General features: G+C 60.3%; 11 protein-coding genes. 10 read left to right on the top strand and 1 reads right to left on the bottom strand.

Going from position 1 to position 13,110, the window contains the following annotated elements; genetic code table 11:
- The first annotated feature begins 25 nt into the window (after positions 1 to 25).
- From ACA051_RS26850 to trpE, 9 genes are all read left to right on the top strand, one after another.
- Positions 26 to 679: a response regulator gene (locus ACA051_RS26850; protein ID WP_178082239.1), complete on the top strand. Its 654-nt coding sequence runs from the start codon at positions 26 to 28 to the stop codon at positions 677 to 679.
- Between the two features lie 345 nt (positions 680 to 1,024).
- Positions 1,025 to 2,149 (top strand): ABC transporter ATP-binding protein, encoded by a 1,125-nt coding sequence (locus ACA051_RS26845; protein ID WP_497372526.1) that lies wholly within the window; start codon positions 1,025 to 1,027, stop codon positions 2,147 to 2,149.
- Between the two features lie 50 nt (positions 2,150 to 2,199).
- Complete coding sequence (locus tag ACA051_RS26840) at positions 2,200 to 3,243, top strand: ABC transporter substrate-binding protein (RefSeq protein WP_497296324.1); 1,044 nt, start codon at positions 2,200 to 2,202, stop codon at positions 3,241 to 3,243.
- A 193-nt stretch (positions 3,244 to 3,436) separates the two neighbouring features.
- Positions 3,437 to 4,684: an ABC transporter permease gene (locus tag ACA051_RS26835; RefSeq protein WP_497305890.1), complete on the top strand. Its 1,248-nt coding sequence runs from the start codon at positions 3,437 to 3,439 to the stop codon at positions 4,682 to 4,684.
- A gap of 12 nt (positions 4,685 to 4,696) precedes the next feature.
- A complete protein-coding gene (locus ACA051_RS26830; RefSeq protein ID WP_064119279.1) occupies positions 4,697 to 5,521 on the top strand; it encodes an ABC transporter permease in 825 nt (274 codons plus the stop codon).
- A 217-nt stretch (positions 5,522 to 5,738) separates the two neighbouring features.
- Complete coding sequence (locus ACA051_RS26825; RefSeq protein ID WP_497372524.1) at positions 5,739 to 6,887, top strand: iron-containing alcohol dehydrogenase; 1,149 nt, start codon at positions 5,739 to 5,741, stop codon at positions 6,885 to 6,887.
- 80 nt (positions 6,888 to 6,967) lie between these two features.
- On the top strand, positions 6,968 to 7,642 hold the full coding sequence (gene rpe, locus ACA051_RS26820) for a ribulose-phosphate 3-epimerase (protein ID WP_008035979.1): 675 nt from the start codon (positions 6,968 to 6,970) through the stop codon (positions 7,640 to 7,642).
- On the top strand, positions 7,639 to 8,457 hold the full coding sequence (locus ACA051_RS26815; protein ID WP_497372522.1) for a phosphoglycolate phosphatase: 819 nt from the start codon (positions 7,639 to 7,641) through the stop codon (positions 8,455 to 8,457). The genes rpe and ACA051_RS26815 overlap by 4 nt, the downstream gene beginning before the upstream one ends.
- 71 nt (positions 8,458 to 8,528) lie before the next feature.
- Entirely contained in the window at positions 8,529 to 10,010 is a 1,482-nt protein-coding gene (gene trpE / locus ACA051_RS26810; protein ID WP_497372520.1) for an anthranilate synthase component I, read from the top strand.
- 186 nt (positions 10,011 to 10,196) lie between these two features.
- Here trpE and estP read toward each other — a convergent pair whose 3' ends face one another.
- Positions 10,197 to 12,107: an esterase EstP gene (gene estP, locus ACA051_RS26805; protein ID WP_497305882.1), complete on the bottom strand. Its 1,911-nt coding sequence runs from the start codon at positions 12,105 to 12,107 to the stop codon at positions 10,197 to 10,199.
- A 405-nt stretch (positions 12,108 to 12,512) separates the two neighbouring features.
- Between estP and ACA051_RS26800 the strand changes: the two genes are divergently transcribed.
- Positions 12,513 to 13,106 (top strand): aminodeoxychorismate/anthranilate synthase component II, encoded by a 594-nt coding sequence (locus tag ACA051_RS26800; RefSeq protein WP_219096892.1) that lies wholly within the window; start codon positions 12,513 to 12,515, stop codon positions 13,104 to 13,106.
- Positions 13,107 to 13,110: the final 4 nt, after the last annotated feature.

Here is a 13,110-nt window from a genome sequence, read left to right as displayed (position 1 = left end):
CTGTGGGAACGTGGCTTGCCCGCGAATGATCTTGAACTTGGAGAAGAACGTGATCCGTGTACTGGTAGCCGAAGACCACACCATCGTCCGTGAAGGCATCAAGCAACTGATTGGCCTGGCCAAGGACTTGCTGGTGGTGGGGGAGGCGAGCAATGGTGAGCAGTTGCTCGAAACCTTGCGGCATGTGCCCTGCGAAGTGGTGTTGCTGGACATCTCCATGCCGGGCGTCAATGGTCTGGAGGCGATCCCACGGATTCGTGCGCTGAACAATCCGCCGGCCATCCTGGTGCTGTCGATGCACGACGAGGCACAAATGGCCGCCCGGGCGTTGAAGGTCGGCGCGGCGGGTTACGCGACCAAGGACAGCGATCCGGCGCTGCTGCTGACGGCGATCCGCAAAGTCGCGGCGGGCGGTCGTTACATCGACCCGGACCTGGCGGACCGCATGGTCTTCGAAGTCGGCCTGACCGATTCGCGGCCGCTGCACTCATTGCTCTCGGAGCGTGAATTCTCGGTGTTCGAACGCCTGGCCCAGGGCGCCAACGTCAACGACATCGCCCAGCAACTGGCCCTGAGCAGCAAAACCATCAGCACCCACAAGGCGCGGCTGATGCAGAAACTCAACATCACCTCCCTGGCGGAACTGGTGAAGTACGCCATGGAACACAAACTCCTCTAAGGCCCACCGCAGTCCCAATGTGGGAGCGGGCTTGCTCGCGAAGGGGCCGTGTCAGTCGACATCAATATTGCCTGACGCACCGCTTTCGCGAGCAAGCCCGCTCCCACAGGAATCTCGTCGTCATATCCATTTGCGACATTCCTCCAACATCGCTTTTGCCCGGTTTCGCGGGTCGCAGCTTGAACCTCGCCATTGCCCCTATCCATCCCCGTCATCCTTGTAGGGCAATCCCTACCCCCAACCTTCCATCCCGCTGAGGCGATTCTCTCCTGCACCCCGATTTGCGCGCTCCCCACCGTCCACTAGGCTTAGTCCACAGCAGTCATCAACAAAAAAGGTGTGGGTATGAGCCAGGTCGATTCAAGTGCAGGGGCCAATGACATTCTGGTCAGCTTTCGTGGAGTGCAAAAAAGCTACGACGGCGAGAACCTGATCGTCAAAGACCTCAACCTGGAGATTCGCAAAGGCGAGTTCCTCACCTTGCTCGGGCCGTCCGGCTCCGGCAAGACCACCAGCCTGATGATGCTCGCCGGTTTCGAAACCCCGACCGCAGGCGAAATCCTACTGGCCGGGCGCTCCATCAACAACGTGCCGCCGCACAAGCGCGACATCGGCATGGTGTTCCAGAACTACGCGTTGTTCCCGCACATGACGGTCGCCGAGAACCTGGCGTTCCCGCTGACCGTGCGCGGTTTGAACAAGAGCGACGTCAGCGACAAGGTCAAAAAAGTCCTGAGCATGGTCCAGCTCGACGCCTTCGCTCAACGCTATCCGGCACAACTGTCCGGCGGTCAGCAACAGCGTGTGGCCCTGGCCCGCGCCTTGGTGTTCGAACCGCAACTGGTGCTGATGGACGAACCCCTCGGCGCACTGGACAAACAACTGCGCGAACACATGCAGATGGAAATCAAACACCTGCACCAGCGCCTCGGCGTGACCGTGGTCTACGTGACTCATGACCAGGGTGAAGCCCTGACCATGTCCGACCGCGTGGCGGTGTTCCATCAGGGCGAGATCCAGCAGATCGCCGCGCCGCGCACCCTCTATGAAGAGCCAAAAAACACCTTCGTGGCCAATTTCATCGGCGAGAACAACCGCCTCAACGGCCGCTTGCACAGTCAGACCGGCGACCGTTGCATCGTCGAACTCGGTCGCGGTGAAAAGGTTGAAGCGCTGGCGGTCAACGTCGGCAAGACCGGCGAACCCGTCACGCTGTCGATTCGGCCTGAGCGCGTGAGCCTCAATGGCTCCAGCGAGTCCTGCGTCAACCGCTTCTCAGGGCGGGTGGCGGAGTTCATCTATCTGGGCGACCACGTCCGGGTTCGCCTGGAAGTCTGCGGCAAGACCGACTTCTTCGTTAAACAACCGATTGCCGAGCTCGATCCCGCGCTCGCTGTTGGGGATGTGGTACCGCTTGGCTGGCAGGTCGAACACGTTCGCGCGCTCGACCCGCTTCTAGAGGCGCATTGATCGCCCCCCTGCTTCAACAACACCAACCCTGCACGTGGAGAGAACAATAAATGTTGAGATCCCTGAAATTCACCGCTTTGGTCATGGGCATGATCGGTGCGGCACACGCGATGGCGGCGGGCCCGGATTTGACCGTGGTGTCCTTTGGCGGGGCGAACAAGGCAGCGCAGGTCAAAGCCTTCTACGCACCGTGGGAAGCGGCAGGCAACGGCAAGATCGTGGCGGGCGAATACAACGGTGAGATGGCCAAGGTCAAAGCCATGGTCGACACCAAGAGCGTGTCCTGGGACCTGGTGGAAGTTGAGTCGCCAGAACTGTCTCGCGGTTGCGACGAAGACATGTTCGAGCAACTTGATCCTGCGCTGTTCGGCAAATCCGAAGATTACGTCAAGGGCGCGATTCAGCCTTGCGGCGTAGGTTTCTTCGTGTGGTCGACCGTGTTGGCCTACAACGCCGACAAGCTGGCTTCCGCACCGACCAGTTGGGTGGATTTCTGGGACACCAAGAAATTCCCGGGCAAGCGCGGCCTGCGTAAAGGCGCCAAATACACCCTGGAATTCGCACTGATGGCCGACGGCGTTGCGCCGAAAGACGTCTACAAAGTGCTGGCCGGCAAAGACGGTCAGGATCGCGCATTCAAGAAACTTGATGAGCTCAAGCCAAGCATTCAGTGGTGGGAAGCCGGCGCACAGCCGCCGCAATACCTCGCGTCCGGTGACGTGGTCATGAGCTCGGCCTACAACGGCCGGATCGCCGCCGTGCAGAAAGAAAGCAATCTGAAAGTCGTGTGGAACGGCGGTATCTACGACTTCGACGCATGGGCCATTCCAAAAGGTCTGGATAAAGCACGCGCTGAAGCGGCGAAGAAATTCATCGCGTTCTCGGTGGCGCCGCAGCAGCAGAAGACCTACTCGGAAAACATCGCTTACGGCCCAGCCAACATTCAAGCCGTACCGTTGTTGGCCAAGGATGTCCTGAAAGACATGCCGACCACCCCGGAAAACATCGCCAACCAGGTGCAGATCGACGTCAGCTTCTGGGCTGACAACGGCGAGCAACTGGAACAGCGCTTCAACTCCTGGGCTGCGAAATAAGACCACCCCGTGGGCTTATCCTCTCCTGTAGGAGCGAGGCTTGCCCGCGAAGGCGTCGGTACATTCAACATCGATGTTGACTGACACGCCGTCTTCGCGGGCAAGCCTCGCTCCTACAGGGGGGATGTGTAGTTATCAAGAACAGAGGTGGCTTGCCTTCCTTTGTAACGATCAAAGATTTCCGGAGTACGCCATGGCCACCGCCATTCCCCTGAACGCGGGCACTGATCCCACCTTGAAGCAGCGGCTCAAGCACGCCGAGCGGATCAACCGCTGGAAGGCCCAGGCCTTGATCGCGCCCCTGGTGCTGTTTCTGTTGCTGGTGTTCCTGGTGCCGATCGTGGCGCTGCTCTACAAAAGCGTTGGTAACCCTGAAGTGGTCGGCGGCATGCCGCGCACTGTGGCGGCCATCGCCAGTTGGGACGGCCGCGGTCTGCCCGCAGAACCGGTGTACAAAGCGGCCAGCGAAGACCTCGCTGAAGCCCGTAAGAATCAGACCCTGGGCGACCTGTCCAAGCGCTTGAACATGGAATTGGCCGGCTACCGCAGCCTGCTGACCAAAACCGCCCGCGCCTTGCCGTTCGCCACTGAACCGGCTTCTTATAAAGAAGCGCTGGAAGGCCTCGACGAACGCTGGGGCGATCCGGCCTATTGGCAGGCAGTGCGCCGCAACACCAGCAATATCACACCGTACTACTTGCTGGCGGCTGTCGATCATCGCATCGACGACCTCGGCGAAATCGCCCCAGCCACCCCCGACCAGGCGATCTACCTCGACATCTTCGCCCGCACGTTCTGGATGGGCCTGGTTATCACCTCGATCTGTCTGTTGCTGGCGTATCCCTTGGCTTACTTGCTGGCGAACCTGCCGTCACGCCAAAGCAACCTGCTGATGATTCTGGTGTTGCTGCCGTTCTGGACCTCGATCCTGGTGCGGGTGGCCGCGTGGATTGTGTTGCTGCAATCGGGCGGACTGATCAACAGCGGCCTGATGGCGCTGGGCATCATCGATAAACCGCTGGAACTGGTGTTCAACCGCACAGGCGTCTACATCTCGATGGTGCACATCCTGCTGCCATTCATGATTCTGCCGATCTACAGCGTGATGAAAGGTATTTCGCCGACCTACATGCGCGCCGCGATTTCCCTCGGCTGCCACCCGTTCGCCAGTTTCTGGCGGGTGTACTTCCCGCAGACCTATGCCGGTGTCGGCGCCGGTTGCCTGTTGGTGTTCATCCTCGCCATCGGCTACTACATCACCCCGGCCTTGCTGGGCAGCCCGAACGATCAGATGGTCAGCTACTTCGTCGCCTTCTACACCAACACCAGCATCAACTGGGGCATGGCGACTGCACTCGGTGGGCTGCTGCTGTTGGCGACCGTGGTGCTTTATCTGATTTACAGCTGGCTGGTGGGCGCCAGTCGCCTGCGCCTGAGCTAAGGGGAGAATGAAATGCTGAGTCCTTATATGTCGCCCATTGAGCGGGTGTGGTTCTACAGCTTGCGGATTCTCTGCGGCTTGATTCTGTTGTTTCTGATTCTGCCGGTGCTGGTGATCATTCCGCTGTCGTTCAATTCGGGCAGTTTCCTGGTCTATCCGCTGCAAGGCTTCTCGCTGCACTGGTACCAGGACTTCTTCGCCTCGGCGGAATGGATGCGGGCATTGAAGAACAGCATCATCGTCGCTCCGGCGGCGACGGTGCTGGCGATGATCTTCGGGACGCTGGCGGCAATCGGCCTGACTCGGGGGGATTTCCCGGGCAAGGCGCTGGTCATGGCGCTGGTGATTTCGCCGATGGTGGTGCCGGTGGTGATCATCGGTGTGGCGAGCTACTTGTTCTTTGCTCCGCTGGGCCTGGGCAATAGCTTCTTCTCGCTGATCGTGGTGCATGCGGTGTTGGGCGTGCCGTTTGTGATCATTACCGTGTCGGCGACCTTGCAGGGGTTCAACCATAACCTGGTGCGCGCCGCTGCCAGTCTGGGGGCTTCGCCCCTGACGGCGTTCCGCCGGGTGACGTTGCCGCTGATTGCGCCGGGTGTGATCTCGGGTGCGCTGTTTGCCTTCGCGACGTCGTTCGATGAAGTGGTGGTGACGCTGTTCCTCGCCGGTCCCGAACAAGCGACCTTGCCTCGGCAGATGTTCAGCGGTATCCGCGAAAACCTCAGTCCTACGATTGCTGCGGCGGCGACCTTGCTGATTGCCTTCTCGGTGATCCTGTTGCTGACCCTGGAATGGCTGCGCGGCCGCAGCGAAAAACTGCGCACCGCCCAGGTCTGACTGGCTTTTGATTTTGTAGGAGCGAAGCTTGCTCGCGAAGAGGCCATAAAACTCAGCATCGATGTTGGCTGACATACCCCCTTCGCGAGCAAGCTTCGCTCCTACATTAGATTTGTATTGTTCCCATATTGGGTCATTCATAGGCTGAATAGCAGACAAACCCCAATCCCCAGCTACTATTGTGCCCAGCTCCCCTATTCATAAGAGGCTGCGCACGATGAGTCTTTCCTCTTTCAAAATTGCTCACAAACTGATCACCGGCGCAGGTGCCATCGAGCAGCTGGCCGCCGAACTCACCCGCCTGGATGTCGACAACCCGTTGATCGTCACCGACGCGGCGCTGGTCAAGTCCGGCACGGTCGAGCTGGCGCTGGCGCAGTTGGGTGATCGGACCTACGAGATCTTCGACCGTGTGCTGCCAGACCCGGAAATCGCCATCGTCGAAGACTGTATGCGGGTTTACCGCGAGGGCGGGCATGACGGTCTGATCGGCCTCGGCGGCGGCAGTGCCATCGACATCGCCAAAAGCGTCGCGGCCTACGCCGGTTACCACGGTGCGCTGGAGGATTTGTTCGGCGTCGACCAGGTGCCGCGCAAAGGCCCGCCGCTGATCGCCATCCCGACCACGGCCGGCACCGGTTCGGAGGTGACCAATGTGGCGATCCTCTCCGACAAGGTCGCGCAGCTGAAGAAGGGCATTGTCAGCGACTATCTATTGCCGGACGTGGCGCTGGTCAGCCCACAAATGACCCTGACCTGTCCGCGCAGTGTCACCGCCGCCAGTGGTGTCGATGCGCTGGTGCATGCCATCGAATCCTACCTGTCGGTCAACGCCTCTCCGATCACCGACGCCCTGGCCATTGGCGCCATCAAGCTGATCGCCAAAGCGCTGCCCAAGGCCTACGCCAATCCGTCCCACCTGCAAGCCCGCGAAGACATGGCCACCGCCAGCCTGATGGCCGGCATGGCCTTCGGTAATGCCGGGGTCGGCGCGGTGCATGCGCTGGCGTATCCGCTGGGCGGGCGTTTCAACATTGCTCATGGCGTCAGCAACGCCTTGCTGCTGCCGTATGTCATGACCTGGAACAAAATGGCCTGCGTCGAGCGCATGCAGGATATTGCCGAGGCCATGGGGGTGAAGACTGCCCACCTGAGCGCCAATGAAGCGGCAGACAAAGCCGTGGAGGCGATGACCGCATTGTGCGCGGCGGTAGAGATTCCGCCAGGGCTGCGCAGTTTCGGTGTTCCCGAGGATGCGATCCCGGCCATGGCCGTGGAAGCCGCGGGGATCGAGCGCCTGATGCGCAACAATCCACGCAAATTGAGCGCCGTCGATATCGAGAAGATCTACCGAGCGGCGTACTGATCATCGCGGCCACGTCGCGCGCGTCAAAGCATGAGGTATACAATGCGCGCCATCGTGATTCTGCTCAAAAAAGGTGCGTCATGCAGCCCTTCGTCATTGCTCCGTCGATTCTCTCCGCCGACTTCGCCCGCCTGGGTGAAGAAGTGGACAACGTCCTGGCCGCCGGCGCCGACTTCGTGCACTTCGATGTCATGGACAACCACTACGTGCCGAACCTGACCATCGGCCCGATGGTCTGCGCCGCGCTGCGCAAGTACGGCGTGACCGCGCCGATAGACGCTCACCTGATGGTCAGCCCGGTGGACCGCATCGTCGGTGACTTCATCGAGGCCGGTGCGACCTACATCACCTTCCACCCGGAAGCCACGCAGCACGTCGACCGTTCCTTGCAACTGATCCGCGAGGGCGGCTGCAAGTCCGGCCTGGTGTTCAACCCGGCAACGCCGCTGGACGTACTCAAGTACGTGATGGACAAGGTCGACATGATTCTGCTGATGAGCGTCAACCCGGGTTTCGGTGGGCAGAAGTTCATCCCCGGTACACTCGACAAGCTGCGTGAAGCGCGTGCGCTGATCGATGCCTCCGGCCGTGACATCCGCCTGGAAATCGACGGCGGCGTCAACGTGAACAACATTCGTGAAATCGCCGCTGCTGGCGCTGACACCTTCGTCGCCGGCTCGGCGATTTTCAATGCACCTAACTACCAAGAGGTGATTGAAAAGATGCGTTCCGAACTGGCGTTGGCCCGTCCATGAGTGGCTTTGAGCAGCTGTTCCCGGGGCGTCTGCCGCGGCTGGTGATGTTCGATCTGGATGGCACGCTGATCGATTCGGTCCCCGACCTCGCCCTGGCTGTGGACAACATGCTGCTCAAACTCGGGCGTGAGCCCGCCGGCCTCGAGTCGGTGCGTGAATGGGTCGGCAATGGCGCGCCGGTGCTGGTCCGCCGTGCGCTGGCCGGTGGCATTGACCATTCGACGGTCGACGATGGCGAAGCCGAAGGCGCGCTGGAGATTTTCATGGAGGCTTACAGCGAGAGCCATGATCTGACCGTGGTCTATCCCGGCGTGCGTGACACCTTGAAATGGCTGCACAAACAGGGCGTGGCGATGGCGTTGATCACCAACAAGCCGGAGCGCTTTGTCGCGCCGCTGCTGGATCAGATGAAAATCGGCCGTTACTTCAAATGGATCATCGGCGGCGACACCCTGCCGCAGCAGAAGCCCGACCCGGCCGCGCTGTTTTTTGTGATGAAAATGGCCAACATCCCGGCCTCGCAATCGCTGTTTGTCGGCGACTCACGCAGTGATGTGCTGGCGGCGAAAGCGGCAGGGGTCAAGTGCGTGGCCCTCAGCTACGGCTACAACCATGGCCGGCCGATTTCGGAAGAGTCGCCGGCGCTGGTGATCGACGATCTGCGCAAGCTAATTCCCGGTTGCCTGGATCCAGCCGCTGAGATAACGTTGCCCGACGCTGTTCAATCCCCTGCTGGAAATCCCATCGTGGTGGTCACTCGCAAACTCTGGATGAAAGTCATCAAGGCCCTGGCCCGCTGGCGTTGGCGCGCCTGACTTGTTCCTGGCCGGCCTGCCGGCGCGTTTGCATACCTGACTGTTAGACCCTCAAGCCACGAGGCTACCCCATGATCCGCGAAGAATTCCTGCGTTTGGCCGCTGCCGGCTACAACCGTATCCCGATGGCCTGTGAAACCCTGGCCGACTTCGACACGCCGCTGTCGATCTACCTGAAACTGGCCGACGAGCCCAACTCCTACCTGCTGGAGTCGGTGCAGGGCGGGGAGAAGTGGGGTCGTTATTCGATCATCGGCTTGCCGTGCCGCACCGTGCTGCGGGTTCACGACCACCATGTGAGCGTGACCCACGACGGCGTCGAGATCGAAAGCCATGAGGCGGAAGATCCGCTGGCCTTCGTCGAAGAATTCAAAGCCCGCTACAACGTACCGACCATCCCGGGCCTGCCGCGCTTCAATGGCGGTCTGGTGGGTTACTTCGGTTATGACTGCGTGCGCTATGTGGAGAAGCGTCTGGGCAAGTGCCCGAACCCGGATCCGCTGGGCGTGCCAGACATTCTGCTGATGGTTTCCGACGCGGTGGTGGTGTTCGACAACCTCGCCGGCAAGATGCACGCAATCGTTCTGGCCGACCCTGCGCAGGCCGACGCCTTCGAGCAAGGCCAGGCGCGCCTGGAAGAATTGCTGGAAAAACTTCGCCAACCGATTACTCCGCGCCGTGGCTTGGATTTCAGCAAGCAACAGTCGGCTGATCCGGTGTTCCGTTCGAGCTTCACCCAGGGCGATTACGAAAAAGCCGTCGATACCATCAAGGAGTACATCCTGGCCGGTGACTGCATGCAAGTCGTGCCGTCCCAGCGCATGTCGATCGACTTCAAGGCGGCGCCGATTGATCTGTACCGGGCGCTGCGTTGCTTCAACCCGACGCCTTATATGTACTTCTTCAACTTCGGCGACTTCCACGTCGTCGGCAGTTCGCCGGAAGTGCTGGTGCGGGTCGAGGACAACCTGATCACCGTGCGCCCGATTGCCGGCACTCGCCCACGCGGGGCCAACGAAGAGGCCGACCTGGCGCTGGAAAAAGACCTGCTGTCGGACGACAAGGAAATCGCCGAGCACTTGATGTTGATCGACCTCGGTCGCAACGACACGGGCCGGGTCTCGGAAATCGGTTCGGTGAAACTGACCGAGAAGATGGTCATCGAGCGTTATTCCAACGTGATGCACATCGTCTCCAACGTTACCGGCCAATTGAAGGCCGGGCTGACGGCGATGGACGCGCTGCGGGCGATTCTGCCGGCGGGCACGTTGTCGGGCGCGCCGAAGATTCGTGCGATGGAAATCATCGACGAACTGGAGCCGGTCAAGCGGGGCGTCTATGGCGGGGCGGTAGGCTACTTTGCCTGGAACGGCAACATGGACACCGCCATTGCGATCCGCACCGCGGTGATCAAGGACGGCGAGCTGCACGTGCAGGCCGGTGGCGGCATCGTCGCCGACTCTGTGCCAGCGCTGGAGTGGGAAGAAACCCTGAACAAGCGCCGTGCGATGTTCCGCGCCGTGGCCCTGGCCGAACAAACCCCGGACGCTTGAGTTCACACGAAAAACTGTGGGAGCGGGCCTTTGTGGCGAGGGAGCTTGCTCCCGCTGGCCTGCGAAGCAGGCCCAATCGACGACTGCTTCGCAGCCGAGCGCGAGCAAGCTCGCTCGCCACAATAAGTGTTCAGCATAAAAAAACGCGGCGCCTGTGAGGGCGCCGCGTTTTTTTTTGCCCGATGTTTAGAAGTCCAGCGCAACGCCTACGTTAATGCCCTGCTGGGTAAAGTCATCATCCTTGCGAATGTCATAACTCGCCCGTAAAGCCAGATCCTTGGTGAGGTTGTGGCTCACGCCCAGGTTCAAACGGTTCAGGTTGGTCTGCGGGGTGTAGCCGGCCAGGGTGTAGCGGTTGTTCGGCAGGCTGTTGAGGTTCATGGTCACATCCTGGGTATCGTCGTTGTACTCACGCTCGTGAGCCAGTTCGCCGAACACCTGGGTCTGCGAAGTGATCTGGTACTTGCCCTGGAAGCCAATGCCAAGACGTCGGGAAATGCGCGATTGGTCGTCGAATGTCAGCGCGGTGGAGTCGGCGCCGTTTTCCGAGTAACCGTCGACTTCTACTTTGGCGAAATCAGCGCTCACGAATGGCGACAGATGCCACGGGCTGCTCGCCAACGGCGCGATGTCGTACCCCACACGACCGCTGAAAGCCACCAGGTAACCGTCGGTGTCGCCTTTCTCCCCGCGTTCATTGACCCCCAGCTGGAATTTGCGTTTGAGGCTGTCGTAATCCAGATGCCCGGCGGTCACTGCCGCGTCACCCCACCAGCGATTCTGCTGGTACTGGGCGAACGCCGTACCCATGTACGTGTTCAGCTTGTAGTCCGAGTCGTTGTCGCCGGCTTCGAGCTTCTGGTTGTAGAAGCCCGCCGCCAGACCTACGCGCCATGCATCGTTGAGCCGGTAGCTGCCGCCGATGTTCAGGTTGGCGCCATTGCCGTCAGCACTGGCGCCACTGCGCTGGCTGTCGAAGTCCTGATGCTGGCCGCCACCGGCAACAATCGCCCGCCATTGACCCACGCCTTGCCAGTTTTCCCAATCGGCCAGCCATTGGTTGCGCAACTCATCCTGATGGGAACGCAAAGTACCTTGGGCCATTTGTGGCAACAGGGTTGCTTCCCATGGCGCGGCCAGCAGCGAGTAAGCGTAATCGGCAATAAGACGCTGTCCGGCTTCGGTCGGGTGCACCGAGTCGTTGTAGATCAGCTTGGTCGGGTCCGGCGTAGCGCTGTTGATGCCGTAACGGGCGTTTTCGGTGCAACTGTCGCCGCTGAAGCATGTGGCGCTCAGGTTCTGGTCGGTGGCCAGGCCGAACTGCGCCGGGTTGGCAAACGTCTCTTTGAGCAGCACCGGAATGTTCAGCGGGATGACGTTGGCATTGACATTTTGCAGTTGGCTCACCAGTTCGGTGTTGAACTGAGCACTGAGCTGAGACGTGAACGCTTGCAACGGAGTGCCGTTGAAGGCCGGGGTAAAGCCGATGTCCGGCAGCAACCAGACCATGATGTAGCGGGCACCGGCCTGTTGCAGGGTTTGCACGCTGCTGACCAGGCGATCGGCGGCGGCGCTGGCCTGGGGCAGACTGGTCACGCGACCTTGCAGGAAATCGTTGCCACCGCCCGACAGGTAATACAGCGCATTCGGGTCGGCGCGGAAGTTGTTCGACGGCAGGTAGCCTGCCCGGGTGCGATCGCCCGTGGCGGAGGTGCTGGTGATCGAATCGAGAATCTGGTCGGTACGATAACCGCCGACGGCCCAGTTGTTGCCATCGGGCTGGCCATTGCTGGCGCGTACAGCTGAGGACGATGAGGCTGTCTGATCCGCTGAGAACCCCAGTTTTCCCCCCAGGATCTGCGTGGAGTTGAGCGAGCGGACTTCACCGTTGCCATCCAGGTAAACCGGCCCCGTCCGGTTGGTAAAGCGCTCAGTCGAGCCAGCTGGCCCGCCTGTGTCGGCAAAGGTCCCGGCATCGTTGAGACTGTCGCCGAAGACGACGAAATTGGAGTAAGGATTAGGCGCGGCGATCGCCTGGGCGCAGGCCGCGGCGAGCAAGCATCCTGCGAGCGGTACAAACAACGTCTGTTTGATCATGAGCAAGTCCGTTTATTTATTGTTGTAGTGAACGAAACGACAGTACCAAAAACTTCCGGCCTTTTGCCATCGGTCGCGAACCCTTCGATTGTTTCGCGAGCAGTAGCCCCGGCCATATTGCACGCTCTGCCCAGCTAAGTTACTGTGCCGAGACGTATGAATGAGACCTTCCCCGTGTTGATCATCAGCAAACTTCTGGATCAAGTCATCAAGGCACACGCCCGCTGGCGTTGGCGCGCCTGAATTCTTTTGCCGGCCCCGCCGGACCTGTACCGCTTTGCCTTCTTTACCCGTATGACATACCGCTTTGCTGGCGCACCTGGCGACTGACAAAGCGCAGGGCGCTGCGGGTAATCATTCGAAGGCTGTATTAAAAGTCAGTGGATTCAAGAGGTTACAACCGCCATGTTGCTGATGATCGATAACTACGACTCTTTTACTTACAACGTTGTGCAATACCTCGGTGAGCTCGGCTCCCAGGTTAAAGTCGTGCGCAACGATGAACTCACCATTGCCGACATCGAAGCCCTCAACCCTGAGCGCATCGTCGTGTCCCCCGGTCCTTGCACTCCGACCGAAGCCGGCATCTCGCTTGATGTGATCAAGCATTTCGCCGGCAAACTGCCAATTCTAGGCGTCTGCCTCGGCCACCAGTCCATCGGCCAGGCTTTTGGCGGTGATGTGGTCCGCGCCCGGCAAGTGATGCACGGTAAGACTAGCCCGGTATTCCACGAGGACAAGGGCGTATTCGAAGGCCTGAATCGTCCGCTCACGGTGACGCGCTATCACTCGCTGATCGTCAAGCGCGAAACCCTGCCGGATTGCCTGGAACTGACCGCCTGGACCCAGCTCGAAGACGGCTCGGTCGACGAGATCATGGGCCTGCGCCACAAGACATTGAACATCGAGGGTGTACAGTTCCATCCCGAGTCTATCCTCACCGAGCAGGGCCACGAGCTGTTCGCAAATTTCCTCAAACAAACCGGCGGCACGCGCTAAGGAC

This window comes from Pseudomonas sp. LBUM1669, from assembly GCF_059695705.1.
The sequence above is the reverse complement of the archived record's forward strand: the minus strand, read 5'-3'. Positions and strand labels throughout refer to the sequence as shown.